This is a genomic window from Streptomyces zhihengii (assembly GCF_016919245.1).
GTDB classification, from domain to species: domain Bacteria; phylum Actinomycetota; class Actinomycetes; order Streptomycetales; family Streptomycetaceae; genus Streptomyces; species Streptomyces zhihengii.
The window spans coordinates 3079087-3105848 of the sequence record NZ_JAFEJA010000001.1; the positions used below are offsets into that span (position 1 = coordinate 3079087).

The 26762-nt window shown below is 73.0% G+C and carries 22 protein-coding genes; 10 read left to right on the forward strand and 12 right to left on the reverse strand.

The genetic code is table 11. The features are described from left to right. Positions 1–237: 237 nt before the first annotated feature. The 3 genes from JE024_RS12620 to JE024_RS12630 form a co-directional block, all read right to left on the reverse strand. Positions 238–654, reverse strand: coding sequence for a (deoxy)nucleoside triphosphate pyrophosphohydrolase (locus JE024_RS12620; protein WP_205373678.1), 417 nt, complete (start codon positions 652–654; stop codon positions 238–240). 117 nt (positions 655–771) lie between these two features. Beyond that, on the reverse strand, positions 772–957 hold the full coding sequence (locus JE024_RS12625; RefSeq protein WP_205373679.1) for an SPOR domain-containing protein: 186 nt from the start codon (positions 955–957) through the stop codon (positions 772–774). Positions 958–1155: 198 nt separating this feature from the next. Beyond that, on the reverse strand, positions 1156–1908 hold the full coding sequence (locus JE024_RS12630) for a GntR family transcriptional regulator (RefSeq protein ID WP_205373680.1): 753 nt from the start codon (positions 1906–1908) through the stop codon (positions 1156–1158). A 242-nt stretch (positions 1909–2150) separates the two neighbouring features. On the opposite strand from JE024_RS12630, the gene JE024_RS12635 reads away from it, so the two are divergent. Next, complete coding sequence (locus JE024_RS12635) at positions 2151–3515, forward strand: glycoside hydrolase family 18 protein (protein ID WP_205373681.1); 1365 nt, start codon at positions 2151–2153, stop codon at positions 3513–3515. 88 nt (positions 3516–3603) lie between these two features. Here JE024_RS12635 and JE024_RS12640 read toward each other — a convergent pair whose 3' ends face one another. From JE024_RS12640 to ychF, 4 genes are all read right to left on the reverse strand, one after another. After that, positions 3604–4470 (reverse strand): DUF4190 domain-containing protein, encoded by an 867-nt coding sequence (locus tag JE024_RS12640; RefSeq protein ID WP_205373682.1) that lies wholly within the window; start codon positions 4468–4470, stop codon positions 3604–3606. 346 nt (positions 4471–4816) lie between these two features. Further along, positions 4817–6394 carry a S8 family peptidase gene (locus JE024_RS12645; RefSeq protein WP_205373683.1) on the reverse strand — a complete coding sequence of 526 codons (1578 nt, stop codon included), beginning with the start codon at positions 6392–6394 and terminating at the stop codon, positions 4817–4819. A gap of 583 nt (positions 6395–6977) precedes the next feature. Beyond that, entirely contained in the window at positions 6978–9161 is a 2184-nt protein-coding gene (locus tag JE024_RS12650; protein WP_205373684.1) for a DEAD/DEAH box helicase, read from the reverse strand. Between the two features lie 127 nt (positions 9162–9288). Further along, complete coding sequence (gene ychF / locus JE024_RS12655; protein ID WP_205373685.1) at positions 9289–10377, reverse strand: redox-regulated ATPase YchF; 1089 nt, start codon at positions 10375–10377, stop codon at positions 9289–9291. 193 nt (positions 10378–10570) lie between these two features. On the opposite strand from ychF, the gene JE024_RS12660 reads away from it, so the two are divergent. Continuing rightward, complete coding sequence (locus JE024_RS12660; protein WP_205373686.1) at positions 10571–11134, forward strand: DUF6542 domain-containing protein; 564 nt, start codon at positions 10571–10573, stop codon at positions 11132–11134. 188 nt (positions 11135–11322) lie between these two features. Here the strand turns inward: JE024_RS12660 and ppgK are convergent, their stop codons facing one another. Together ppgK and JE024_RS12670 are read right to left on the reverse strand one after the other, a co-directional pair. Continuing rightward, positions 11323–12063, reverse strand: coding sequence for a polyphosphate--glucose phosphotransferase (gene ppgK / locus JE024_RS12665; RefSeq protein ID WP_205373687.1), 741 nt, complete (start codon positions 12061–12063; stop codon positions 11323–11325). 53 nt (positions 12064–12116) lie between these two features. Continuing rightward, on the reverse strand, positions 12117–13100 hold the full coding sequence (locus JE024_RS12670; RefSeq protein WP_244882801.1) for a 4-hydroxy-3-methylbut-2-enyl diphosphate reductase: 984 nt from the start codon (positions 13098–13100) through the stop codon (positions 12117–12119). Positions 13101–13184: 84 nt separating this feature from the next. Here JE024_RS12670 and JE024_RS12675 point away from each other — a divergent pair, with 84 nt between their 5' ends. The 4 genes from JE024_RS12675 (at position 13185) to JE024_RS12690 (ending at position 17068) form a co-directional block, all read left to right on the forward strand. Then, positions 13185–14579: an APC family permease gene (locus JE024_RS12675; RefSeq protein ID WP_205373689.1), complete on the forward strand. Its 1395-nt coding sequence runs from the start codon at positions 13185–13187 to the stop codon at positions 14577–14579. Between the two features lie 91 nt (positions 14580–14670). Next, positions 14671–15891 (forward strand): exodeoxyribonuclease VII large subunit, encoded by a 1221-nt coding sequence (gene xseA, locus JE024_RS12680; RefSeq protein ID WP_205373690.1) that lies wholly within the window; start codon positions 14671–14673, stop codon positions 15889–15891. Between the two features lie 176 nt (positions 15892–16067). Then, complete coding sequence (locus JE024_RS12685) at positions 16068–16301, forward strand: exodeoxyribonuclease VII small subunit (protein ID WP_205373691.1); 234 nt, start codon at positions 16068–16070, stop codon at positions 16299–16301. Positions 16302–16477: 176 nt separating this feature from the next. Beyond that, complete coding sequence (locus tag JE024_RS12690; RefSeq protein WP_205373692.1) at positions 16478–17068, forward strand: malonic semialdehyde reductase; 591 nt, start codon at positions 16478–16480, stop codon at positions 17066–17068. A 119-nt stretch (positions 17069–17187) separates the two neighbouring features. On the opposite strand, the gene JE024_RS12695 is transcribed toward JE024_RS12690, so the two are convergent. Next, positions 17188–17754 (reverse strand): DUF4245 domain-containing protein, encoded by a 567-nt coding sequence (locus tag JE024_RS12695; protein ID WP_205376518.1) that lies wholly within the window; start codon positions 17752–17754, stop codon positions 17188–17190. Between the two features lie 137 nt (positions 17755–17891). Here JE024_RS12695 and glpX point away from each other — a divergent pair, with 137 nt between their 5' ends. Further along, positions 17892–18923 carry a class II fructose-bisphosphatase gene (gene glpX, locus JE024_RS12700; RefSeq protein WP_147987953.1) on the forward strand — a complete coding sequence of 344 codons (1032 nt, stop codon included), beginning with the start codon at positions 17892–17894 and terminating at the stop codon, positions 18921–18923. Between the two features lie 116 nt (positions 18924–19039). On the opposite strand, the gene JE024_RS12705 is transcribed toward glpX, so the two are convergent. Both JE024_RS12705 and JE024_RS12710 read right to left on the reverse strand, forming a co-directional pair. Further along, on the reverse strand, positions 19040–19393 hold the full coding sequence (locus JE024_RS12705; protein ID WP_205373693.1) for a WhiB family transcriptional regulator: 354 nt from the start codon (positions 19391–19393) through the stop codon (positions 19040–19042). Between the two features lie 153 nt (positions 19394–19546). Continuing rightward, on the reverse strand, positions 19547–20236 hold the full coding sequence (locus JE024_RS12710) for a DUF1707 SHOCT-like domain-containing protein (RefSeq protein WP_205373694.1): 690 nt from the start codon (positions 20234–20236) through the stop codon (positions 19547–19549). A gap of 550 nt (positions 20237–20786) precedes the next feature. Between JE024_RS12710 and JE024_RS12715 the strand changes: the two genes are divergently transcribed. From JE024_RS12715 to JE024_RS12725, 3 genes are all read left to right on the forward strand, one after another. Next, positions 20787–21836, forward strand: a complete 1050-nt coding sequence (locus JE024_RS12715; protein WP_244882806.1) for a helix-turn-helix domain-containing protein — start codon at positions 20787–20789, stop codon at positions 21834–21836. 332 nt (positions 21837–22168) lie between these two features. Next, positions 22169–24853 (forward strand): S8 family serine peptidase, encoded by a 2685-nt coding sequence (locus tag JE024_RS12720; protein ID WP_244882807.1) that lies wholly within the window; start codon positions 22169–22171, stop codon positions 24851–24853. A 125-nt stretch (positions 24854–24978) separates the two neighbouring features. Continuing rightward, entirely contained in the window at positions 24979–26652 is a 1674-nt protein-coding gene (locus JE024_RS12725; RefSeq protein WP_280521558.1) for a fumarate hydratase, read from the forward strand. Positions 26653–26762: the final 110 nt, after the last annotated feature.

Genomic DNA, 26762 nt, shown 5'->3' on the forward strand with positions numbered 1-26762 from the left:
TTCCCCGGCCGGTTACCGCGCGTGGGTGCACCGCGGGAGCACCGATGCATTCAGGGCGTGCGCGCGGGCACTCCGCGCCCCCTTCGCTTCATGCGCGCGCCCCGTCACCCCTGTCGCGCCCCGCTGCGTCGGCGATGCCGGACGCGCCCACCGGGCAGGGTCACGGACGCCGGACGCGCCCACCCGGCAGGGTCGCGCACGCCGGCGGGGTCGTTGACCCCGGCCGCGCACGCCGCGTCAGCCGACGCCGTACACAGCGGCGCGCTCGCGCACCAGGCGGGTCACCGCGTCGAGGGCCGGACGGTCCTGGTCGAGCCAGTCGACGTCGTCCCGCTCGTGGGGGCCGAGCCAGCGCAGCGCGTCGTGGTCCTGGAGGGGCCGGGGGTCGCCGGACACCAGCCGGACGGTCCAGACCCGGAGCACGTAGCCAGGCTTCAGCGGCCACTCCCCCGGGACCCGCTCCACCGGCTCCGTCTCGACGCCCAGCTCCTCGCGCAGTTCGCGCACCAGCGCCTGCTCGGGGCTCTCCCCCGGTTCCAGCTTGCCGCCGGGCAGCTCCCAGCGGCCCGCCAGCTCCTCGGGCGCACTGCGCCGGGCGGCGAGCAGCCGTCCCCGGTCGTACACGGCACCCGCCACCACCACACGATCGGTCATGCGCCGGAGCGTACTTCGCCGCGGGCCGGGCCCCGCCCCGCGGCCAACGGCAGCGGTGCGGCGGGACGGACCGCGGATCTCCGACGCGCCGTCAGACGGCGCGTGCGGGAGCGGGGTTCAGCGGCCCGGCTGGGGCTGCCCGATGGGCTCGACCCAGTAGAGCTGCTTGTGGCCCTGGTCGTCGAGGGTGTCGGCGATCCGCTGGGCCTCGTCCTTGGTCGCGTACCGGCCGACGCGGTAGCGATTGCCGTTGTCGTCCTGGCGCACGACCTGCCAGGGAAGAGCGGCGTTCACATCCGTCATCGCACCCCTCCCCCACGCCTGGTCGAGCCGAACATACGTAACCTTCGACAGGAAACCGCATCACGCATATGCCCAAGCGTACGCCTGACCTTCACTGAGCGAACACGGGTTTTCACAAAGAGACAGCGAAAGGGGCGCATCCGGCTGGATACGCCCCCTCGTCGTCCGCTTCGCACCCGGTCGCCCCGGGCGGCACCGTCAGCGCACGGGCAGGTGGTACGCCACGCGGTAGCGGTCGGCGGGGACCACGACGTCCGCCGTCTCGACCGCCCGGCCCGAGGCGTAGTACGTGCGCTCGACCACCATCACCACATGGCCCGGCACCCCGCCCAGGGTGAGCAGCTCCTCGGCCAGTCCGGGCCGGGCGCCGACCTGCTCCACCACGTTGTCCACCACGACGTCGATCGCGGCCATCCGCTCCACCACGCCGCAACCGCCGAGCGGCCCCTCCTCGGGGAGCATCACCGGGGTGCGGCCGGTGACCTCCAGGGGCTCCCAGGAGGTCGAGATCATCATCGGCTCGCCGGCGTCCCGGTAGAGGTAGCGGGTGCGCATCACCCGGTCGCCGAGCTGGATCCCGAGCCGGGCGGCCGTCTCGGGGCTCGCGCACTCCTGCTCGCTGCTGGACTCCCAGGTGCCGCGCACCCCCTCCTCGGCCTGCTCCTGGCGGAAGGGGCTGGCCCCGGAGGGCGGCCGGAACCCCGACCGGCTCACCCGGCGCGGCACCGGACGCTCGCGCACGTACGTCCCCGATCCCGACCGCCCCTCGACGAGCCCCTCCGCCATGAGCACCTTGCGCGCTTCGAGGGCGACCGTGTCGGAGACGCCGTACTCCTCGCGGATGCGGGCCTGGGAGGGCAACCGGGTGTGCGGCGGCAGTGAGCCGTTCACGATCTTCTCCCGCAGATCGCTCGCAACGCGCAGGTAGGCGGGCTGCTCACCGAATGTCACTGGCCACTCCCAACAGGTTGACAGACTGCGACAGCCTCGCAACCGTGGGTTGTCGGCCGCAAGTGTAGGCCACAGTTTCACTCGATGTGATGACTTGCCGGTGGGTGAGGGTTTACCACCGGTACATCCGGGAGCCGGTGCCGACCTATTGACCTCAATGGTCCAGACCAATACCTTCTGCGTGCACGCACGACCCAGCTCATCCCCCCGTCCGGTACACGCACAGGAACGAGCCAGCGCCCATGCGTCGAAGCACCCTTGTCCGTACGGCCGTCGCCGTCGGCTCCCTCTCCCTCATCGCCGCCCTCTCCCCCGGCGCCGCGTCCGCCGCCGGCGACCGGACCCCCGGGCACGGGGACCGTCACGAACAGGCCGGCCTCAAGCGGATCGGCTACTTCACCCAGTGGGGCGTCTACGGCCGGGACTTCCAGGTCAAGGACATGGACACCAGCGGCCAGGCCGCCAGACTCACCCACATCAACTACGCCTTCGGCAACGTGAGCGCCGACGGCAAGTGCTTCACGGGCAACATCCCCGGCGAGGCCGACGCCTGGGCCGACTACGCCCGCCCGCTCGACGCCGCCGACTCCGTCGACGGGGTGGCCGACACCGCGGACCAGCCCCTCGCGGGCAACTTCAACCAGCTGCGCGAGCTCAAGGCCAAGCACCCGGGCCTCAAGGTGATGATCTCGCTCGGCGGCTGGAGCTGGTCCACCCACTTCTCCGACGCCGTGCGCACGCCCGAGTCCCGCAAGGCCCTGGTGGCCTCCTGCCTCGACCTGTACATCAAGGGCAACCTGCCCCTCGACGGCGCCCGCGGCGGCCAGGGCGCGGCGGCCGGCGTCTTCGACGGCGTCGACCTCGACTGGGAGTGGCCCGGCTCGGCGGGGGACACGGACACCGTGTACCGGCCGGAGGACAAGAAGAACTTCACCGCGCTCGTCCGCGAGTTCCGCGTCCAGCTCGACGCCTACGCGAAGTCCAAGCAGCGGGCGGAGGGCGGCAAGCGCAAGCACTACGAGCTCAGCGCCTTCGTGCCGACCGCGCCCGCCAAGATCGACGCGGGCTTCGAAGTCGCGAAGATCATGCGCGACTTCGACTTCGTGAACCTCCAGGGCTACGACTTCCACGTCTCCGGCGAGTCCACCACCGCCCAGCAGTCCGCCCTGTTCGCACGGGGCGACTTCAGCGTGGACCAGACCGTCCGCGACTGGCTGCGCCGCGGCGCCCCGGCGCGCAAGCTGGTGGTCGGCATGCCGTTCTACGGCCAGGGCTGGACGGGTGTGAGCGGCGGCGGGGACGGCCTCGGGCAGCCCGCCACCGCACCGGCGCCCGCGACCTGGGCGGCCGGGTACGAGGACTACAAGGCCCTGAAGAAGCTGGCCGACTCGGGGACGTACAAGGTGCACCGCAACCTGCTGGGCGGGCACGCCTGGCTCTTCGACGGCACCACGATGTGGACGTACGACGACCCGCAGGTGCTGCGGACCAAGTCGGCCTACGTCCGGGCCATGGGGCTCGGCGGCGCGATGTTCTGGTCGCTCGACGGGGACACGGCGGACGGCGAGCTGACGGCGGCCGTGGACCGCGGTCTCGGCCGCCGCTGACGGCCGCCCCCGCACGGACCGGGCCCCGGCGCGGCCGCCCCTCGCGGGCGCCGTGCCGGGGCCGTCGACAGGCGGGACCGGCGTCGGCTCAGACGCCGGTCCCGCCGCCCGTGTCCTCCACCGCCCCGCCGTCCTCGAACGAGCCGGTGAGCTGTCCCTCGGTCGCGGCGAGGGCGCACGTCACCGTGCGGTCGCCGAGCGCCCAGCTCTCCCGGGTGGGCAGGAAGTAGTAGTTGGCAACGTGCGAGGGCAGCGCGCTCGGGTCGGGGACGTAGGCGTCGCTGATGTCGTTGCAGCGCTTCTCCATGGCCGTGTCCGCGGCCTCGGACGCCGGGTACCCGTCCGCCTCGTCGAGCCGGTAGCTGCCGGTGACCTCGGCGTCGTGCGGGCGGGCGCAGTCCTTGGTCGGGACGGACTCCGTCTCCGTCTCCTCCGGCACCTCGGCGCCCGGTATGTCGAAGCAGTCGCCCTTGGCCAGCTCGAACGGGCTGCTCGAACTGGCCGCCTCGTCCATGCCCTTCTCGAACTCGCGCCAGAACTCGCCCGCCCCGCCGGTGGCGAAGAAGACGACGAGCAGCAGGGTGCTCAGCGAGGAGAGCACGATGCCCGAGACGGCCATGCCTTTGCCACGCCGGCCCGTGCGCCGGATCTGCGCGAGCGCGACGAGACCGAGGACGAGACCGAGCGGCGGGATGCAGCAGACGATGCCCAGCACCAGCGAGGCGATGGAGAGCCCGTTGTAGCTCTGGCGCTGCGGCGGCTGGGGGTAGCCGCCGCCGTACGGCCCCGGCTGACCGTAGGGCCCGTACTGGCCGTAGGGGCTGTACTGCCCGTAGGGCTGGGGCGGCGGCTGCGGGGCCGCCGGGGGCTGCGGCTGCGGGCGCGGTACGCCCCAGGGCTGGTCGGCGTACGGGTCCTGCGGGTTCGGCTGCCCGCCCTGGGCTGCGGGGTCCACGGCTCGTTGCTCCTCGGGATCGTGCCAATCGCCTGCGCGCGGGCGCGCGGATCATACGACGAAACGGGCGGAGGGCGGGAACGCGGGGACATGTCCGGCGCCTCGGCGGGAGCGTGGCGGGCGGGCGGGGGCGGGAAGGCGGCCTCGGCACGACGACCGCGGGACGGCGCCGGCGGGCGGGTCAGGCGGTGCCCGGCGGGCCGGCGGGAACGCCGGCCGGGAGCGGGCGGCGGGCGGGAGCGGGCGGCGGGCGGGAGCGGGCAGGCGAAAGGGGCGGCCGCTCGGGCGGCCGCCCCTTCCGTACGGGCGCGGTTCAGGGCTCAGGCGTCACCGCCGGGGCCCTCGCTCAGAACTGGAGCGACCAGGCGTCGATCTTGCCGGTGTCGTACGTGGCGTTGTCACCGACGCGCAGCTTCCAGACGCCGTTGGCGACCTCGGTGGAGGCGTTCACGGTGTACGTGGTGATCACGTTGTCCGCGCTGCCGCCGGAGCCGTACGCCTTCAGGTTGTAGACCGTGCCGTCGGGGGCGACCAGGTCGACCCGCAGGTCACCGATGTAGGTGTGCTTGATGTCGACCGAGACGGCGAGGTTCGAGGGCGCGTTGCCCGTGACACCGCTGACGGTGACCGGCGACTCGACGGTGGCGTTGTCGCCGATCGTGTAGTCGCCGGTGTTCTCGAACTTCGGTCCGGGCGGGGGCGTGGTGCCGCCGGCGCCGACGTTGAGCAGGCGGTTGGGCGAGCCGGTGCCCGGGTTGGTGACCTTGCCCTGGACGGCCGCGCCGGTCAGCGCGGTGGCGACCTGGGCGGGGGTGGCCGTCGGGTTGCCGTCGAGGTAGAGCGCGGCGGCGCCCGCCACGTGCGGCGTGGCCATCGAGGTGCCCGAGATGGTGTTCGTCGCCGTGTCGCTGGTGTTCCAGGACGACTTGATCGACGAACCGGGGGCGAAGATGTCCAGCAACGTCCCGTAGTTCGAGAAGCTGGAGCGGGCGTCGGTGCTGGTGGTCGAGCCGACGGTGATGGCCTCGGCGACCCGCGCCGGGGAGTAGTTGGCGGCGTTGGCGCCGTCGTTGCCCGCCGCGACCGCGTAGGTGATGCCGGAGGCGATCGAGTTGCGGACCGCCTCGTCGAGGACGGTGTCGACCCCGCCGCCGAGGCTCATGTTGGCGACGGCCGGCTTGACCGCGTTCTGCGTCACCCAGTCGATGCCCGCGACGACCTGCTCGGTCGTGCCGGAACCGGAGTTGTCGAGCACCCGCACGCCGACGATCTTGGCCTTCTTGGCCACGCCGTAGGAGGACCCGGCGACGGTACCGGCGACGTGCGTGCCGTGACCGTGGCCGTCCTGCGCCGTGTTGTCGTTGTCGATGGCGTCGTAGCCGTTGGACGCGCGGCCGCCGAAGTCGCTGTGGCTGATGCGGACGCCGGTGTCGATGATGTACGCCGTGACACCCTCGCCACCCGGGTCCGGGTAGGTGTAGCTGGAGTTCAGCGGGAGCGACTGCTGGTCGATCCGGTCCAGGCCCCAGGACGGCGGGTTCGGCTGGGTGCCCGTGATCTTGAAGGTGCGGTTCTGCACGACGGACTCGACGGCCGGGTCCGCCGCGAACTTCTTGGCCTGCGCCTCGGAGAGCTGGACCGAGTAGCCGTTGACGGCCGACTGGAAGGTCCGCTTGATCTTCGCACCGTACTCCGCCGCGAGGGCCTTGCCCTCGCTGGAGCCCGCGTCGGCCGCGGACTCGTCGAGCGTCACGATGTAGCTGCCCTTGACGGCACCCGGGGCGCCGGCGTTCTCGATGACGCCGACGGGCGCCGGCTCGACCGCGGAGGCCGGAAGGGCGGCAGCCGTGCCGGCCACGAGGGCGGCGACGGCTATGGCGCTGGCCGCGGCGATTCTTCGCCGCGAGTCACGCATCACAGACATGTGAGGGGTCCTCCTCATAGGTGGTGCGTTGCTGTGGGGGTCATGGCAGGTGAACGTCAGGGTCATGCCAACGACGCGGCTTCACCTCGTCGACCCCCTCCGTCCGCCCGCCGAGCGAAAGATTGGCGGATCCATAGGAATCGCACAAGAGGCCCGCGCGCCCGGAAACACAAGCGCCACACGGCCGCCATGCTGACCCCCACGGCGCGCTTCCCCTGCCCCCCACTGCGCAAGCTACTGGCCGGTCGATTCTGCCACCCGGCACGGCCCCGGCCGCCAGGGCCCCCTCACCCGCCGCCCCGCACCACCGCCCATTCGCCGGCGGGCCCCGGGGCTGGGTGAACTCCCCGCGGCGCCACGGGAATCCTCGGGGCGCTCGTCCCGCGCCGGCTCCCCCGGCGGGGGGCGCAATCCCGCGCGCCCGTACGGATTCGGCCAACCCGCCGCGCCCGCGACCGCCTCCGGGTCCGGGTCCGGGTCCGGCTCCGGGTCGGGTACGCCTCCGGGGCCGGCTCCGGGTCGGGTACGCCTCCGGGTCCGGGTCCGGCTCCGGGTCGGGTACGCCTCCGGGTCCGGGTCCGGGTCAGGGGTGGCCCGTGGGCTCCGCGCGGCCCGTTCCCAGCCGCGCCTGCTCCTCCTCGACGATGCGGCGGGCCATCGCCGTGTCCGAGACGTCGACCGCGTCCGGGGTCGACTCGGCGACCGCGCTGCGACGGGCGTACGCGTCGAACAGACGGGTCTTGTTCTTCAGCATCTCCACCATCCGCTCGTCCACCCCGCGGGTGGTGAGCAGCCGGTGCACCCGGACCGGGCGGACCTGCCCCATGCGATGGGCACGCGCCACCGCCTGGTGCTCGATGGTGGGCTTGATCTGCGGTTCGCAGATGATGACGACGGACGCGGCCTGCATGTTGAGCCCCACCCCCGCCGCCTCGATCTGGGCCACCAGCACCGCATGGCCCGGCACGGCGGCGAACTCGTCCACCAGCCGCTGCCTCCGGGCGGGCGGCACGCTTCCCGAGAGCGGGCCGAAGACCCGGCCGCCGCTCTCGCTCCGCGCACCGTCGAGCGCGTCCACGACCGCGTCGAGGACGTCCCGGAAGGCGGAGAACACCACCACCTTCAGCCCGTTCTCCGCGGCGTCCGCGACGATCTCGCGCAGCCGGATCAGCTTGGCCGACTTCTCGGGGCACGCGTAGGCCGCCCTGCGCATCGCCATGAAGTTGCCGGCGAGCACCGCCTCGCGGTAGGCGTCCTCGTCCGACGCGCTCAGTTCCTCCCACTCGTCCGTGTGCTGGAGAGCGGGGAGTTCGGTGAGGACGTCCTGCTGGTTGCGGCGGAGGTAGACCGGCGCGACGGCCTTGCGGAAGGCCTGGGAACCGGTCACACCCTCACGGTCGCCGACCGCCTCCGCCAGCTCCGGCTGGAGGATCCCCACCAGGCTGCGGAACTCGGCGACCCGGTTCTCCATGGGCGTGCCGGTCATGAAGAGCACGCGCTCGCAGCGTCCGGACCATGCGGTCACGGCCTGGGCGCGACGGGTCTTCGGGTTCTTCACGTAGTGCGCCTCGTCCACGACCAGCATCCCCAGCTCGCCGGCCCCGGGCACCGGGAATCCGCGCAGCGCGTCGAAGGTTGTCACCCCGACGCCGCCGCGGCTCTTCCAGTCCGCGAACGCCTCCTGCCGGTCCGGGCCGTGCAGGGAGATCGCGCGCAGCCTGCTGCGGGCCTCGATCTCGCGCGTCCAGTTGATCAGGACGCTGGCCGGGCACACCACCAGGAAGTGACTGCGCCCCTCGGCCGAGAGATGCGCCAGGGCGGCGATGGCCTGGATGGTCTTGCCCAGCCCCATCTCGTCTCCGAGGATCACCCGGCGCTGGGCCAGGGCGAACCGCGCCCCGAAGGCCTGGTACCCGCGGAGCGACACCTTCCGGCGGGTGTCGTCCAGCGTCTGGTCCCGGACCCGCGCGGCGACCTCGCCGGGCAGGTGCCCCTCGGCGGCCGCGGTGTCGGGGCCGCGGCCGGAGATCTCCGCGAGCAGGCTGTAGTACTCGGCGGAACGCAGTTCGAAGTCGACCCAGGCCGCCGCCTCGCTCGGGGTGCCGCGCAGCAGATCCACCGAGGCCTGCGCGAGCAGCTCCGGCGTACCCGCCCGCACCGCCTCCCCCGTCAGCCTGCCGACCTCCGCGACGGCCTCCAGCGCCCGGGCCCGTCCGGCCCGTCCCGCCAGCAGCATCCGCAGCCGCCCGGCGGCCGGACCGGCCTCGGCCAGCAGCGGCCCGAGCCGCTCCGACAGAGCCGCCGCCGCGTCGACGGCCCGCCGCGCGTCGGGGCTCGCCTCCACCAGCACGTGCAGCGCCATGACGAGAGCGGTGGTCCGCGGCTCCGGCCGGTCCACGTCGATGTGGACGGCGACGGTCTCCCGGACGGCTTCGGATATCTGCCGCGCCGCGGCGACGACCTGATCGGCGGTCCGCTGCCCCACACCGGGAATCTGCCGCAACCGGTAGGCACCGGCGTCGAGCACCTCCCGCACCGAGGAGAACCCGCCCCGCTCGACGTCGCCGAGCCGCAGCCGCCCCTCCGTGACGTCCTTCAGCCGGGCCACGGGGATGGCGTCCAGCGCCTGCTCGACCGCCGTGTCGCAGATCGGCCTCAGCGCCGCCCGGACCGCCTCGACAGCCCGCCCGTGATCACCGGCCACCGCCTCGGCCGCCGCGTACAGCCGCTCCCCCGCGCCAACCGCGTCCCGCTCACTGCGCCCCATCCCGCCGGGCCCCTCTCACCGTGTCCCCGCATCCTGCCACCGGCGTGGCGGGGGTTCCGCGGACCGCCGCAGACAGCACAACGGCCCGACCTGCTTCCTCGCAGGTCAGGCCGTTGTCCACGTCCGGTCAGACGTTGAAGCGGAACTCCACCACGTCCCCGTCCTGCATCACGTACTCCTTGCCCTCCATGCGGGCCTTGCCCTTGGCGCGGGCCTCGGCGACGGAGCCGGTGTCGACGAGGTCGGCGAAGGAGATGACCTCGGCCTTGATGAAGCCCTTCTGGAAGTCGGTGTGGATCACACCGGCCGCCTCGGGGGCCGTGGCGCCCTTCTTGATCGTCCAGGCGCGGGACTCCTTGGGGCCTGCCGTGAGGTAGGTCTGGAGGCCGAGGGTGTCGAAGCCGACGCGGGCGAGGGTGGCGAGGCCGGGCTCCTCGGCGCCGACGGACTGGAGGAGCTCGACGGCGTCCTCCTCGTCCAGCTCGGCGAGGTCGGCCTCCAGCTTGGCGTTGAGGAAGATCGCCTCGGCGGGGGCGACCAGGGCGCGCTGCTCGTCCTTGAAGGAGTCGTCCGTCAGCTCGTCCTCGTCGACGTTGAAGACGTAGAGGAACGGCTTGGTGGTGAGCAGGTGGAGGTCGTGCAGGAGCTCGGCCTTCTCGGAGCCCTGGAGGATGCCCTGGGAGAAGAGGGTGTCGCCGCGCTCCAGGATCTCCTTGGCCGCCTCGACCGCGGCGACCTTGGGGGCCACGTCCTTCTTGATGCGCGCCTCCTTGGCCAGGCGCGGCAGGACCTTCTCGATGGTCTGGAGGTCGGCGAGGATCAGCTCGGTGTTGATCGTCTCGATGTCGTCCTTGGGCGAGACCTTGCCGTCGACGTGGACGACGTTCTCGTCCTTGAAGGCCCGGATGACCTGGCAGATCGCGTCGGACTCGCGGATGTTCGCCAGGAACTTGTTGCCCAGGCCCTCGCCCTCGCTCGCGCCGCGCACGATGCCGGCGATGTCGACGAAGTCGACGGTCGCCGGGAGGACGCGCTGGGAGGAGAAGATCTCGGCCAGCTTGGTGAGCCGGGTGTCGGGGACGCCGACGACGCCCACGTTGGGCTCGATGGTGGCGAACGGGTAGTTGGCCGCCAGTACGTCGTTCTTGGTCAGGGCGTTGAACAGGGTCGACTTGCCGACATTCGGCAGGCCGACGATTCCGATCGTGAGCGACACGTTGGCGACTTCCTGAGTGGGTGGTGGGCGGGGCTGCGGTCCGTGCGGTCCGCAGTGGGCGGGCCGATCCCCCAGTTTACGGGCGGGCCGCGGCGGGCATCGACGGCCACCGTCAGTCGAACGCACGGCCAAGGTGGCTCAAAGGGCGTGTCTGGTGCCTCCCTGCGGCCCTCCGGCGACCTACGTTGTGCGGGTGGAGCAGCACAGGACCCGTAGCCCCGAGCCCCGGCAGCGCCCGCAGGGCTCGCTTCCCGCCCGGGGCACAGTCGCCGACGGCACCACCGTCTACCCGGTGCGCCCCCGGCCCCAGCGGCCGGTGGCGCCCGTCGTGCTGGCCTTGCGCAGACTGCCGAACCCCCGGCTGACCGGGCTCGGCGCCGGGCTGTTCGCCGCGGCCGTGATGTTCGCACTGGGGTTCCTGGACTGGCTGCTGCTGGACGGCTCCGCGGCCGTCTACGGTGTGCTGTTCCTGCTGGTCAGCGCACTGACCGCGCTGTGGGTGCGCGAGGCCGACGTGGTGATGGCGCCGATCATCGTGCCGATCGCGTTCGCGGTGGGGATCGTGCCGATCTCCGGCGGCGACGGCGGTCTCGGCGGCCAGACGATGGCCGTGGTCACGGCACTGGCGGTGCACGCGATCTGGCTCTACGGCGGGACGCTGGTCGCCGGTCTGATCACCTGTGTGCGCAAGGTGCGGGCCATGGGGCGGCGCCGGCGGCGGCCGGCCGGGGCCAAGGACCCCGCGGGCCGCCGCTGACCGGGCCACCGCCGACCGGGAGGCTCCCGACCGGGAGGTTCCCGGGCCGGAGGCGTGCTTCCCGGCGACCACGGCGCCGGACGGGTGCACGTGCACCCCGGGCGGCCCGTGGAGGCAGCGTGTGCGACGGCGACCCGTGGAGCCGGACGCAAGCGCCCCGGCCCGCCCGCGGCGCCGGAGCGTGCGCCTCAGCGGCCCGCGGCCGCCATCGCGGCGCCGACGATGCCCGCGTTGTTCTGGAGCTCGGCGGGGACGATCTCGGCCCGGATGTCCTCGATGAGGGGCAGGAACTTCTCCGCCTTGCGGCTGACGCCGCCCCCGATCACGAACAGCTCGGGCGAGAACAGCATCTCGACGTGGGCGAGGTACTTCTGCACCCGGCGGGCCCAGTGCGACCAGCTCAGGTCGGCGTCCTCCTTGGCCTTGGTGGAGGCGCGCTTCTCGGCGTCGTGGCCGTGGAGTTCGAGGTGGCCCAGCTCCGTGTTGGGCACCAGGCGGCCGTCGACGAAGAGCGCGCTGCCGATGCCCGTGCCGAAGGTCAGCATGATCACGGTGCCCTTGCGGCCGCGGCCGGCGCCGAAGGTCATCTCGGCGACGCCCGCCGCGTCCGCGTCGTTCAGCACGGTCACGGGCGCCCCGCCGATCCGGTCGCCGAGCAGCCGGGCCGCGTCCTTGTCGATCCAGCCCTTGTCGACGTTGGCGGCGGTCCGGGTGATGCCGGCGGTGACGACGCCGGGGAAGGTGATGCCCACCGGGCCGGTCCAGCCGAAGTGGCGGACCACCTCGGCCACTCCGTCGGCGACGGCGTCCGGCGTCGCCGGATGGGGGGTGAGGACCTTGTGGCGCTCCTCGGCCAGGTCGCCCCGTTCCAGATCCACGGGAGCGCCCTTGATCCCGGATCCGCCGATGTCCACTCCGAAGACGTTCATGGGGACCACGTTAGGCCCTGACAGGGAGTCAGGCGGGCGACGGGACCGGGGCGTCAGCGGCCCGAGAGCCGGTCCGCCTCGGCGCGCAGGTCGCGGCGCAGCTCCTTGGGGAGCGAGAAGGTGATGGACTCCTCGGCGGCCTTGACGATCTCCACGTCCTCGAAGCCGCGCCGGGTCAGCCACTCCAGGACGCCCTCGACCAGCACCTCGGGCACGGAGGCGCCGGAGGTGACGCCGACGGTGGAGACGCCGTCGAGCCACGCCTCGTCGATCTCGTCGGCGAAGTCGACCAGGTGGGCGTCCCGGGCGCCGGCGCCGAGGGCGACCTCGACCAGGCGGACCGAGTTCGAGGAGTTCTTCGAGCCGACGACGATGACGAGGTCGGCCTCGGCGCCCATCTGCTTGACGGCGGTCTGGCGGTTCTGGGTGGCGTAGCAGATGTCGTCGCTGGGCGGCGAGATCAGGCCGGGGAACTTGGTCTTCAGCGCGTCGACCGTCTCCATCGTCTCGTCGACGGAGAGGGTGGTCTGGGAGAGCCAGACGACCTTGTCGGGGTCGCGGACCTCGACCTTGGCGACGTCGTCGGGGCCGTCGACGAGGGTGATGTGGTCGGGGGCCTCGCCGGAGGTGCCGATGACCTCCTCGTGGCCCTCGTGGCCGATGAGGAGGATGTCGTAGTCCTCCTGGGCGAAGCGCACGGCCTCCTTGTGGACCTTCGTCACCAGCGGGCAGGTCGCGTCGATCGTCGCGAGCTTCCGCTCGGCCGCCTCCTGGTGCACGGTCGGGGCGACGCCGTGGGCGGAGAACATGACGATCGAGCCCTCGGGGACCTCCGCCGTCGCCTCGACGAAGATGGCGCCCTTCTTCTCCAGGGTCTGCACGACGTACTTGTTGTGGACGATCTCGTGACGGACGTAGATGGGCGCCCCGTACTGCTCAAGGGCCTTCTCCACGGCGATCACGGCGCGGTCCACACCCGCGCAGTAACCACGGGGAGCGGCGAGCAGGACGCGTCGGGCAGGCTGCGCAGAAGTCATGCGTCCCATCGTAAGGCCGCCCAGAACAGGCAGGTGATCGCCCGTGGACAGCAGACTGGTCGGTACGGCGATCAGGGAGGACGCATGAGGCGAGGGGCGGTACGGGACGGCGGGCGGGACGCCGCCGGGGACCACGGCGGACTGCGGCGCACACTCGGTTTCCGGGACCTGGTCGTCTACGGACTGCTGTTCATCGCCCCCATGGCCCCCGTCGGGGTGTTCGGCACCCTGGACGCCAAGTCGGACGGGGCCGTCGCACTGGTCTACGTGGTGGCGACGGTCGCCATGGCGTTCACCGCTTCGAGCTACGCCCAGATGGTGCGGGTGGCCCCGCAGGCCGGGTCGGTGTTCACGTACGCGCGCAAGGGGCTGGGCGAGGCGCCGGGGTTCGTCGCCGGGTGGATGGCGATGCTCGACTACCTGCTCATCCCGGCGGTGGCCTACCTGTTCTCCGGGATCGCCATGGAGGCGCTGGTCCCGGAGGTGGACCGGTGGGTGTGGACCGCCGTCGCGGTCGTGGTGACGACGCTGCTCAACCTGTGGGGCGTGCGGGCGGCGGCCCGGGTCGGTTTCGCGGTGCTGGCCATGGAGATCGCGGTGCTGCTGGTGTTCGTGGTGTCGGCCGTGGTGGTGCTGGCGCGGGACGGGGCGGAGCGGGACTGGCTGTCGCCGCTCACCGGGGACGCCGGCTTCTCGATGGCGGCCGTCTTCAGCGCGGTGTCGATCGCCGTGCTGTCGTACCTCGGCTTCGACGCGATCGCCTCGTTCGCCGAGGAGGTGACGGGCGGGTCCCGGAAGGTGGCGCGGGCGGTGCTGTTCTGCCTGGCGCTGGCCGGGACCCTGTTCGTGGCGCAGACGTATCTGGTGGCGCTGCTGTCGCCGGTGTCGTCGGCGGAGCTGGCGGCCGATCCGGCGGCGCAGGGCTCCGCGTTCTACGACGCGGTGGACGCCTCGGTGGGGACCTGGCTGCACGATCTGGTGGCGGTCAGCAAGGCGATCGGCGCCGCGTTCGCCGCGCTGGCCGGGCAGGCGGCGGCCGGGCGGCTGCTCTTCGCGATGGCCCGGGACCGGCGGCTGCCGCGGCTGCTGGCGCGCACCGACTCCGGGGTGCCGCGGCTGGCCCTGCTGGTCGCGGCGGCGGTCACGATGGTGGCGGCGGTGTGGGCGGCGCAGCGGGACGACGGCCTGGACCACCTGGTGTCGGTGGTGGACATCGGCGCGCTGACGGCGTTCGTGCTGCTGCACGCGAGCGTGGTCGGCTGGTTCGTGGTGCGCCGGATGGACGGGCCGCCGGACTGGGTGCGCCATCTGGTGGTGCCGGTGCTCGGGACGGCGGTGCTGGTGGCGGTGATCGCGGAGGCCGCACGGTCGGCGCAGGTCGTGGGCGTGATCTGGTTCGGCGTGGGACTGGTGGTGCTGTCGGTGCAGTGGGGCCGTACGCGAACGGACGCGCCGGGCGGGGAGAAGGGGAAGGGCTGAGGGGCGCGGGGCCCGGCCCCCCGGCCGGGGGCGGCAAAGGGGACGGTCCGGATCGGCGGCGTTGTCGGAGCGGGCCGTTACGCTCGCCCGTATGGCTCTCAACACGTCCGCGGAAGCGCCCCTGCCCGTCGGCGAGGTCTCGCGGCTCATCGGAGGGTGGATCGACCGCCTCGGGGCGGTCTGGGTGGAGGGGCAGATCACCCAGTTGTCGCGCCGGCCGGGCGCGGGGGTCGTCTTCCTGACGCTGCGCGACCCGTCGTACGACATCTCGGTGGGCGTGACCTGCTACCGCCAGGTCTTCGACGCGGTGGCGGACGTGGTCACCGAGGGCGCCCGGGTCGTGGTGCTCGCCAAGCCGGAGTGGTACGCGCCGCGGGGGCAGCTCTCCCTGCGGGCGACGGAGATCAAGCCCGTCGGCATCGGTGAACTGCTGGCGCGTCTGGAGCAGTTGAAGCGGTCGCTCGGCGCGGAGGGCCTGTTCGCGGCGGACCGCAAGCGGGCGCTGCCGTTCCTGCCGCACCGGGTGGGCCTGGTGTGCGGCCGGGCGTCGGCCGCCGAGCGGGACGTCCTGGAGAACGCGCGCCGGCGCTGGCCCCACGTCCGCTTCGAGGTGCGCAACGTGGCCGTGCAGGGGGTGCACGCGGTCACCCAGGTCGTCCAGGCGGTCAAGGAGCTGGACGAGCACCCCGAGGTGGACGTGATCATCGTGGCGCGCGGCGGCGGGAGCGTGGAGGACCTGCTGCCGTTCTCCGACGAGCAGCTCGTACGGGCCGTGGCCGGCTGCACGACCCCGGTCGTGTCGGCCATCGGCCACGAGCCGGACGCGCCGCTGCTGGACCTGGTGGCGGACCTGCGGGCGTCCACCCCGACGGACGCGGCGAAGAAGGTCGTGCCGGACGTGGGCGAGGAGCTGGAGCGGGTGGGCCAGCTGCGGCGGCGGGCGCTGCGGACGGTGGAGGGGCTGCTGGAGCGCGAGGAGCGCGGCCTCGCCCACGCGCTGGCCAGGCCCTCCATGGAGCATCCGCAGCGGATGGTGGAGCAGCGCGAGGACGAGGTGGACGCGCTGCTGGCGCGGAGCCGCCGGGTCCTCGGGCACCTGCTGGACCGCGCGGACTCGGAGCTGTCGCACACCAGGGCGCGGGTGGTCTCGCTGTCGCCCGCCGCCACCATGGAGCGCGGGTACGCCGTGCTCCAGCGCGCGGACGGCGGCGTGGTGCGCTCGCCCGACGAGGTGGCCGCGGGGGACGCGCTGCGGGCCCGGGTGGCGGACGGCGAGTTCACGGTACGCGTCGACGACCGGCCGGCCGACTGACGGGCCGGCCGGCCGACTGACCGGCTGGCTGGCTGACTGACTGACTGACTGACTGAACTGACTGACTGACCGGCTGACTGACCGGTGCGGGGCGTCTCACGGCAGGTGCCGTGCGCCCTCGGGCGGCGCGAGGCGCCGTCGTTCTCACATCACAGGCTCGACTTAGGGTGGATCGCATGGCTGCCAGGACGGAAGAGGCCGCGCTCGGCTACGAGCAGGCGCGGGACGAGCTGATCGAGGTCGTGCGCCGCCTGGAGGCGGGCGGCACGACGCTGGAGGAGTCGCTCGCCCTGTGGGAGCGCGGCGAGGAGCTGGCCAAGGTCTGCCGGCACTGGCTGGAGGGGGCCCGGGCCCGCCTCGACGCCGCGCTCGCGGAGTCGGAGCCGGACGGGGACGAGAGCGGCCGGTAGCGGCGGGCTCGTATGCGGCGGGGCCCGGCCCCTCGCCCTGGTCAGGGGCGGTTCACGCGGTGGGTGCGGGGCTGTGAGACGGGTCACGCGGGCCGCACTTTAGTTGAACTTTAATCTATCTGCGGTACGGTGAGGAGGTAGTTGGTTGACCCATTATCCGTTCCCGGAAGGTTCTCATGTCCCTCGTTCTTGACCCCGCCGCCCAGGACCTGCTGTTCCGCGAGGCCCGCACCGCGAACGCGTTCACCGACGAGCCGGTGACCGACGAGCAGATCCAGGCGATCTACGACCTGGTCAAGTACGGCCCGACGGCCTTCAACCAGACCCCGCTGCGCGTCGTGCTCGTCCGCAGCCCCGAGGCCCGCGAGCGCCTGGTGTCGCACCTCGCCGAGGGCAACCGCGCCAAGACGGCCGCCGCCCCGCTGGTCGCGATCCTCGCCGCGGACAACGAGTTCCACGAGGAGCTCCCGACGCTGTTCCCGCACTTCCCGCAGGCCAAGGACGCCTTCTTCAGCGAGCGCCCGGTCCGTGAGTCGAACGCCACGGTCAACGCCTCCCTCCAGGCCGGCTACTTCATCCTGGGCATCCGCGCCGCCGGTCTGGCCGCCGGCCCGATGACGGGCTACGACGCCGCCGGCATCCAGAAGGAGTTCCTGGACGGCGACCACACCCCGCTGATGGTCGTCAACATCGGCCGGCCCGCCGAGGACGCCTGGTTCCCGCGCTCCCCGCGCCTGTCCTACGAGCAGGTCGTCACCACCGTCTGAGCACGCCCCGCGCACACGAAGGCCGCCGCCCCCGGAGCACCGGGTGCGGCGGCCTTCGCCGTATGGAGCACGGCCTGCGCCGTGCGGGCAGGGCGGCGGCCCTCGCCGTGCGGCAGGGGTCAGGAGGCCCCGGAGGACGCGGACGGCGAGGCGGACGGGGACGGCGAGGCCGTGGAGCCCGCGACGAGCGCCTGCGCCATCTCCGCGAGCCGCTCCGGCGAGGCCGTGCCCATGACGACCGTGGTCGCCCCGTCCGCGGTGCGCACCAGGGCGTCGTACTTCGGGCCGTCCCAGCGCTGCCAGGTCTCGCCGCGGATCTCCTGCGTCGCGGAGGTCTTCTTCGCGTGCCGCGTGACCTGGCGCACGTACTTGTCGACGGGCTGCGCGGTGGACTGCTCGACCGCCACGTACTGCGTGTCCGGGTCGAGGAAGCCGAGGTGCCAGGCGTGGTCGTCGGCGCCGTCGAACGTCACCGAGGTGGTGCGCCAGTCGTCGCCCAGACCCTCGGGCGCGGCCACCGGATACGGCGCCGCGCGCTGGGCCGTCAGGAGCTCCACCCGGTAGTCGACGGACTTGATCGGATCGGCGTTCTCGTCGTGCGGGACCAGCATGTAGATGCCCGCCACGACGACGCCGATCACCGCCATCGACTGGAACATGCCCCGGACCGTCTGTCTGCCTCGCATACCTGCCACGTCCCCTATGGTCGCATCCGGCATCCGCGCTCAAACGTGGGCCCCTCTGCTCAATATGTCGATCTACCGATAGAGTCGCAGCACCCTCCTACATACGGCCGTCGCGTCGTCCAGAAAGGTGCGCTCCGATGACCGAGCACCAATTGCCGTCCCCGCTCGAGGTCTCTCCCGAGGCCCCCGACCGCAACCTCGCACTGGAGCTCGTCCGTGTCACCGAGGCCGCCGCCATGGCGGCCGGCCGCTGGGTGGGCCGGGGCGAGAAGAACGGCGCCGACGGCGCGGCGGTCAAGGCCATGCGGACCCTCGTCTCGACCGTCTCGATGAACGGCGTCGTCGTCATCGGCGAGGGCGAGAAGGACGAGGCGCCGATGCTGTTCAACGGCGAGCGCATCGGCGACGGGACCGGCGCCGAGTGCGACATCGCCGTGGACCCGATCGACGGCACCACCCTCACGGCCAAGGGCATGCCGAACGCCATCGCGGTGCTCGCGGCGGCCGACCGGGGCACCATGTTCGACCCGTCCGCGGTGTTCTACATGGACAAGCTGGTCACCGGCCCCGAGGCGGCCGACTACGTGGACATCAACGCCCCCGTCTCCGTGAACATCCGCCGGGTCGCCAAGGCCAAGCACTCCTCCCCCGAGGACGTCACGGTCGTCATCCTCGACCGGCCCCGCCACGAGGGCATCGTCAAGGAGATCCGCGAGACCGGCGCCCGGATCAAGTTCATCTCCGACGGCGACGTCGCGGGCTCGATCATGGCCGTCAAGGAGGGCACCGGCGTCGACCTGCTCCTCGGCATCGGCGGCACGCCGGAGGGCATCATCTCGGCCTGCGCGATCAAGTGCCTCGGCGGCGTCATCCAGGGCAAGCTGTGGCCGAAGGACGACGAGGAGCGCGCGCGCGCGATCGACGCCGGGCACGACCTCGACCGGGTGCTGTCCACCGACGACCTGGTCAGCGGCGAGAACGTGTTCTTCGTGGCCACCGGCATCACCGACGGCGAGCTGCTGCGCGGTGTGCGCTACCGGGCCGAGACGGCGACCACCCAGTCGCTCGTGATGCGCTCCAAGTCGGGCACGATCCGCCAGATCGACTCGACCCACCGGCTGTCGAAGCTCCGGGCCTACAGCCAGATCGACTTCGACCGCGCCCAGTAGGAACCACCGGCCGCGGACGGCAGGAGAGGCGCCCCTTTGTGCGGAGGGGCGCCTCTTGCCGTTCGGATCCGGCGGACGGGGGGGGCGGCGCGACCGTGGGGCGCCGGCCCGGTGCGTCAGGCCGCGGAAGGGGACTTCTTCAGCTCGACGTCGCGCCGGCGGCGCCGGGCCAGGACCACCCGCCGCTCCGCCGCCGTGAGGCCGCCCCACACGCCGTACGGCTCGGGCTGGAGCAGGGCGTGCTCGCGGCACTCGACCATCACGGGACAGCGGGCGCAGACGCGCTTGGCCGCCTCCTCGCGGGCCAGCCGCGCGGCCGTGGGCTCCTTGGACGGCGCGAAGAACAGTCCGGCCTCGTCGCGGCGGCACACCGCGTCCGCATGCCAGGGGCCGGCATCGTCCTCCCGGGCCGGGACGCGCTGAGGCGGAACGGCGGCTGCCTTCAAGGACTGATGCGGCAGTTGCAGCACGGTCTACTCCTGACGACGGATTCGCGAGCGAGAGACGATGCAGCAGTCCCTACCCGCTGTGCGCACGCCTATGCACTGAGTGGCGCCGCCGTCGGGGGCGCCGGGCGGCGCCCTGCGCGCGGACGGCGCGAACCGCCGTGGCGCGCGCGGCCGTCAGCCGAGGTGTTTGCGCAGGCGGGCGTGGAGGTCGGTGATCAGCCGGCCGCGCTTCGGCTTGGCCTCGATGTTGCCCAGAACCGCGTAGCCGTTGACGACGACCACCGGCGCCTCGGGATCGGCCGACTCCAGGTTCACCACCTCGAAGTTGCCGAAGATGCCGGTGCCGCTGCCGCGCAGGGTGACGTTCTCCGGGACGCGGACCTCGACGTTGCCGAAGATCGAGGTCGCGTTGATGACGGTGAGGCGCTGGCGGAACAGCGCCTCGGTGAGGTCGATCTCGATGTTGCCGAAGAGCGAGAAGGCGTTGGTGCGGGCGCCCACGCTCCAACGGCCCTTGCGGGTCGAGCTGGAGAAGACGGCGATCAGCTTCTCCGCGGCCCCGTCGGACATGTCGGCGTCGCCGGCCGCGGGCGTCCGTACGCCGCCGGCGTACGGGGCGGTGCTCCCGCTCCCCGCCGCGGGCAGGTCGCGTACCAGCGGCTCCAGTTCGCCGACGGTCTTGGCGCGGTAGACCGCGTCGATGCGTTCGGAGTGTTCCTCGGCGTCGAGCCGCCCCTCGGCGAGCGCGTCCCGCAGGATGTCGGCGATCCGGTCGCGGTCGGCGTCGGACGCGCGCATGGCCTGATCGGGACGGGCGGTCTCGGCGGGGACGGCGGGCTTCTGGGGCTGCTTCTCGAGGTCCACGTGCCCAGGGTAGCGAAACGCGATAGATCGCGAGAAGGGCATCGGGTGTCCCTCGTGCCGGGCCGCCGCATCCGGCCACCGCGCGGGCGGCGTCGGGGCAGGGCGCGGGCGTGCGCGGGGGACGGTGCGGGGGCGGGGCGCGGGCGTGCGCGGGGGACGGTGCGGGGGCGGGGCGCGGACGTGCGCAGGAGACGGTGCGGGCGCGGGGCGCGGGCGTGCGCAGGGGACGGTGCGGACGCAGGGCGCGGGCGTGCGCAGGAGACGGTGCGGACGGCACGGGGAACGGTGCGGGCCCGTCGGCGCGGGATCGCGGTGCGTGGTCCGGAGGGGCTTCGGTGCGAGGCACCGGCGGTCCGTGCGGGGCGCGTTGGCGAATACCGGCCAGGCGGGAACCCGCCTCGTCACGGCCGTTCCCCGCCGTGCGCCCTCTGGCAGGGTCGGGCCGGGGCGCGGCCGGCGCCCCGGTCCGGTGGGAGGGGACGGCCCACGCGGGAGACGCGACGGCCCGGGGGTGGGCCCCGCGGCCCGGGTGCGGGCCGCGAGGAGGGCGATGCTCGAAAGTCTGGGACTCGACGCCGTGCAGGAACAGGTCTACGTCTGCCTGCTGCGGGCGCCGGCGGCCGACGCGGCGGCCGTGGCGGCACGGACCGGGCTCGACCCCGGTGAGGTGGGGCGGGCGCTGATCGGGCTGGAGGCGGACGGGCTGGTGTCCCGGCGTCCGGGCCGGCCGCGCGGCTACCACGCCGCACCGCCCGATGTGACGCTCAATCTGATGGTGCTCCAGCGGCTGGACGAGTTCCGCCGGGTGCAACTGGCCGTCGAACGGCTCGCCGCCGAGCACCGGGCGCACGGGCCGGGCGCCTCGGGCGCCGAACCGGTCGAGGCGGTGGAGGGGGCGGCGGCGATCGCCGACCGCTACCGGCAGATCCAGCGCGGCGCCCGGGAGGTGTCCAGTCTGGTGGCCGGCCCCGCGGTGGTCGTGACCGCGTCGGACAACACCGGGCAGCGGGACGCGCTGCGGGCGGGCGTGCGGTACCGGGCCGCGTACGAGCGGGCCACGCTGGAGGTCGAGAGCGCGGACAACCCGCTGCTGCTGGAGGAGTGGGCGGCGCTCGGCGAGGAGATGCGGGTCACCCCGGAGGTGCCGCTGAAGCTGGTCATCGCCGACCGCCGGATCGCGCTGGCGCTCCCCCGCCGCCAGCCGCCCGGGGCGCCGGTGGGGCTGGTCGTGCGCACCGGGATCCTGCTGGAGGCCCTCAACTGGCTGTTCGACCGGGTGTGGGCGACGGCGCTGCCGGTGCCCGCCGCGATGGGGGCTGCGCCGGACGGGCCGCTGTCGGCGTCCGACCGGCGGCTGCTGGCGCTGCTGCTGACGGGCTGCACCGACCAGGCGATCGCCTCCCAGTGGGGCGTGAGCATGCGGACGGTCCAGCGGAGGGTGCAGCGGCTGATCGCGCTGGCGGGGGTGCAGACGCGGCTGCAACTGGGCTGGCAGGCGGCCCGGTTGGGCTGGATCGAGCCGGAGGGGGCGGCGGGGTTCGAGGGGGCTTCGGGGGTGGCGGGGGTCCCGGCCGCCGTGGAGGGGCCCTCGGGGGTGTGAAGGCTCGGCCCGGGGGCTGCGCGGTCCCGGGAGCGGCACCGTGCCGCACGGGTGTCCTCGCAGGCCGGACGGGCCGGGTGCACGGCGCCGGCGCCACGGGCGGACGGCCGGGTCACATGGTGCCGGCGCCACGGGCGGACGGCCGGGTGCACGGGCCGGACGGTCCGGACAGGCGGCCCGGACATGCCGGTCGCACGATCCGGACGGGCCGGACAGGTGGGCTGTCGGGTTTGCGACAGGGCGGTAAAGCGACAGCCGGAAGGGCTGATGAAAGGGCGTCAGCGCGTGCCAACGTGGCGGCCGTTCGCAGCCCCCCGAGCTGAAGGATGACCATGTCCCGTCCCCGCTCCACCGCTCCCGGTCACAGAGCCGGGCGCAGTGCCGTCGCGATCGCGACCGCGGTACTCGCCGCCGGGAGTCTCGCGCTGACCGCGCTGCCCGCGCAGGCGACCCCTGCCACGGCCGCGCCGGCCACCACGTCCGCCACCACCTCCGCGTCCCCGTCCGCCGACAAGCTCGGCGACCACGACCGCGCGCTGCTCGCCACGTACCGCGCGCAGCACGAGGCCCGTACCGTGCTGCGCCGGGCGGACCGTGCGGTCCCGGACTTCGCCACGCTGCTGCTCGCCGTCCGGGAGGGCCGCACCGCCGAGGCGGAGCGCGCGCTCGCCGGCCTCGGCGTCACCGCCACCCGCACCGAGGCCGCCGTCGGCTACATCAAGGCCAATGTGCCGTTCGACGCCGTGGAGAAGGCCGTCGCCCTCGACGACGTGATCGCCGCCGACGTGGACGAGCTGCTGAAGGTCGACGACACCCGTGCCGACGGCGCGGCGGCGGGCGCGGGCGCGCCGGGCGGGCGGCTGCCGGCGGCCCCCTCGTCCCGCACCCCCGACGCCAATCCCTACATGCCGACCCGCGAGACGGGGTCGGTCGCGTTCAAGGAGGCCCACCGGACGTACGACGGCCGCGGGGTCACCATCGGCATCATGGACACCGGTGTCGACCCGACCCACCCGGCGCTCGCGCGGACGACCACCGGGGAGCGCAAGCTCGTCGACACCGTGACGGGGACGAACCCGCGGGACTTCATCGACCTGCTCTTCGACGCGAGCTGGCAGAACATGACGGCCACGTCGAAGGTGAGCGGTCCCGAGTTCACCGACACGGTGCGGGGCGAGACCTGGCGCGGGCCCGACGCCGACGACCTGCGCATCGGTCTGCGCCCGGTCCAGCTTCCGCAGGGCTCCACGGTCGTGCCGACCCTGGTGCGCGAGTCGGACGGCGCGGTGTGGGTCGACACGGACCAGGACCACGACTTCACCGACGAGGAGCTGCTGCGCCCGTACGGGGAGAAGCAGCAGGTCGCCCGCTTCGGGACCGACGACCCGGCGACCCCGGCGGACGAGCGGATACCGTTCACCGTCCAGGTGCGGGACGACTTCTTCCCGGGCGTGATCAGCGTCAACGTCAACATCGTCACCGAGGCGCACGGCACCCATGTCGCGGGCATCACCGCGGCCAACGGCATGTTCGGCGGCCGGATGGACGGCCAGGCGCCCGGTGCCCGGCTGGTGTCCATGCGGGCCTGCCACAGCTTCGGCTGCTCCAGCGCGGCGCTCACCGACGGCATGATCGACCTCGCCACGAAGTACGGCGTGGACGTGATCAACATGTCGATCGGCGCGTCGCCGGCGTTCAACGACGGGCAGAGCGCCCGCGCCCTCGTCTACAACCGGCTGATCGACGAGTCCGGTGTCCAGATGTTCATCTCCGCCGGCAACTCGGGCGCGGGCGTGAACACGGTCGGCGACCCGACCGCCGCCGACAAGGTCGTCAGCGTCGGCGCCTCCGTCTCCCGGGAGACCTGGTGGGCGAACTACGGGTCCGAGGTCCGCGACGCGCACGGGGTGTTCCCCTTCTCCTCGCGGGGGCCGCGTGAGGACGGCGGTTTCAAGCCCGACCTGACGGCGCCCGGCGCCGCGGTGTCGACCGTCCCGGCCTGGCTGCCGAACGCCTCCGTCGCCGAGACCGGCTACACCCTGCCCGCCGGCTACTCGATGATGAACGGCACCTCGATGGCGTCGCCGCAGGCGACCGGCGCGGCGGCGCTGCTGCTGTCGGCCGCCGCGCAGCGCGGGGTGGGCGCGAGCCCGGCCGAGCTGCGGAGCGCGCTCTACTCCTCGGCGCGCTACCAGGACCACGTGGCGGCCGTCGCGCAGGGCCGCGGCGAGCTCGACGTGGCGGGCGCCTGGAAGCACCTGTCCCGCGGCACCACGGCCGTCGACGCGGTGACGGTGAGCGCCCCGGTGTGCACCCCGCTCTCCGGCGACCTGGTCACCCCGCACACCGGCAGCGGCGTCTTCAACAGCTGCGCCCCGGGCAGCGGCGGCCAGGGCGCGGGCGAGAAGCGCACCTACGACGTGACGCTGACCCGCACCTCCGGGCCCGACCGCGCCGTGCCCTACCTGCTGGACGTCGACGGTGACGGGCGGACGTTCTCCGTGCCGCGCACGGTCCGGCTGCCGCTGAACGAGCCGACCGTGGTGAAGGTGGCCGCCGAGCCGCGCGCCGCGGGTGTGCACAGCGCGGTCCTGCGGATCGACAACCCGGCGACGAAGGCCGTCGAGCAGTCGGCGATGCTGGCCGTCGAGGCCGCGGCCACGCCTGCCGCGGGCACGCCGTACGAGGTGCGGGGCGTCGCCCACCGCAACGGCACGCTCCACTACACGATCGCGGTGCCCGAGGGCGCGAAGGCGCTGACGGTCGCGATGGACGGCCTCGGCGAGGGCAGCCAGACCCGCTGGTGGGCCTTCGGGCCGACCGGGACCAGCGGCGAGGCCGCGGGGCCGGGCAGCCTGTCCTGCTACGCCAACTACGCCGGCGGCAACGGCTGCGACCCGGGCACCCGCACCTACGAGGCGCCGGCCGCGGGCGTGTGGGAGCTGGTCGTCGAGTCCCGCCGTACGTCCCCGTCCTTCACCAACCCGTTCCGGCTGACGGCGACGGTCACGAAGTAGTCGCGGAGCTCCCGTGCGGGCCCGGTCCGGGAAGTGAGCCTTACCTCACAGGATCGGGGCCGCACGGGAGTCTTACGCTGGATGGCGCTGCCAACGGAGGCATGCTGCTGTCTGTGAAGTGAGGAATGGGCGAAATGCCGGAGTTCGCGTATACGGATCTGCTCCCGCTGGGCGAGGACACCACCCCGTACCGGCTGGTGACCGCCGAGGGCGTCTCGACCTTCGAGGCCGACGGGCGGACCTTCATCAAGGTGGAGCCCGAGGCCCTGCGGAAGCTCGCCGCCGAGGCGATCCACGACATCCAGCACTACCTCCGCCCCGCCCACCTCGCCCAGCTCCGCCGCATCGTCGACGACCCCGAGGCGTCGGGCAACGACAAGTTCGTGGCGCTGGACCTCCTGAAGAACGCGAACATCGCCGCCGCGGGCGTCCTGCCCATGTGCCAGGACACCGGCACCGCGATCGTCATGGGCAAGCGCGGGCAGAACGTGCTCACCGAGGGCGGCGACGAGGCCGCCCTCTCGCACGGCATCTACGACGCCTACACCAAGCTGAACCTGCGCTACTCGCAGATGGCGCCGCTGACCATGTGGGAGGAGCGGAACACCGGCTCCAACCTCCCCGCGCAGATCGAGCTGTACGCCACCGACGGCGGCGCGTACAAGTTCCTCTTCATGGCGAAGGGCGGCGGCTCGGCCAACAAGTCCTTCCTCTACCAGGAGACGAAGGCCGTCCTCAACGAGGCGAGCATGATGAAGTTCCTGGAGGAGAAGATCCGCTCGCTCGGCACCGCGGCCTGCCCGCCGTACCACCTGGCGATCACCGTCGGCGGCACCTCGGCCGAGTTCGCGCTGAAGACCGCGAAGTACGCCTCCGCGCACTACCTCGACGAGCTGCCGACCGAGGGCTCGGAGCTCGGGCACGGCTTCCGCGACGAGGAGCTGGAGAAGAAGGTCTTCGAGCTGACGCAGCGGATCGGCATCGGCGCGCAGTTCGGCGGCAAGTACTTCTGCCACGACGTACGGGTGGTGCGCCTGCCGCGGCACGGCGCCTCGCTGCCGGTCGCCATCGCCGTCTCCTGCTCGGCGGACCGCCAGGCCGTCGCCAAGATCACCGCCGAGGGCGTCTTCCTGGAGCAGCTGGAGACCGACCCGGCGCGCTTCCTGCCCGACACCACCGACGAGCACCTCGCCGAGGAGGGCGACGTCGTCCGGATCGACCTCAACCGGCCGATGGACGAGATGCTCGCGGAGCTGTCCAAGTACCCGGTGAAGACCAGGCTCTCGCTGACCGGCCCGCTGGTCGTCGCGCGCGACATCGCGCACGCGAAGATCAAGGAGCGGCTGGACGCGGGCGAGGAGATGCCGCAGTACCTGAAGGACCACCCGGTGTACTACGCCGGGCCCGCGAAGACGCCCGAGGGGTACGCGTCGGGGTCCTTCGGTCCGACGACGGCCGGCCGGATGGACTCCTACGTGGAGCAGTTCCAGGCGGCGGGCGGCTCGAAGATCATGCTGGCCAAGGGCAACCGCTCGAAGCAGGTGACGGACGCGTGCGGGGCGCACGGCGGGTTCTACCTGGGGTCGATCGGCGGGCCGGCGGCGCGGCTGGCGCAGGACTGCATCAAGAAGGTCGAGGTCGTCGAGTACGAGGAGCTCGGCATGGAGGCGGTCTGGAAGATCGAGGTGGAGGACTTCCCGGCGTTCATCGTGGTCGACGACAAGGGGAACGACTTCTTCACGGAGCCGGCTCCGGCGCCGACCTTCACGTCGATTCCCGTGCGAGGGCCGGGGCTGTAGCTCCGCCGGGGGTGTAGCTCCGCCGGGGCTGTAGCTCCGCCGGGGGTGCGTGAGGGCTCCGGGGCCCCTCGGGTGGGCCCGGGGCTCCGCCCCGGGCCCCGTGCGTCGCG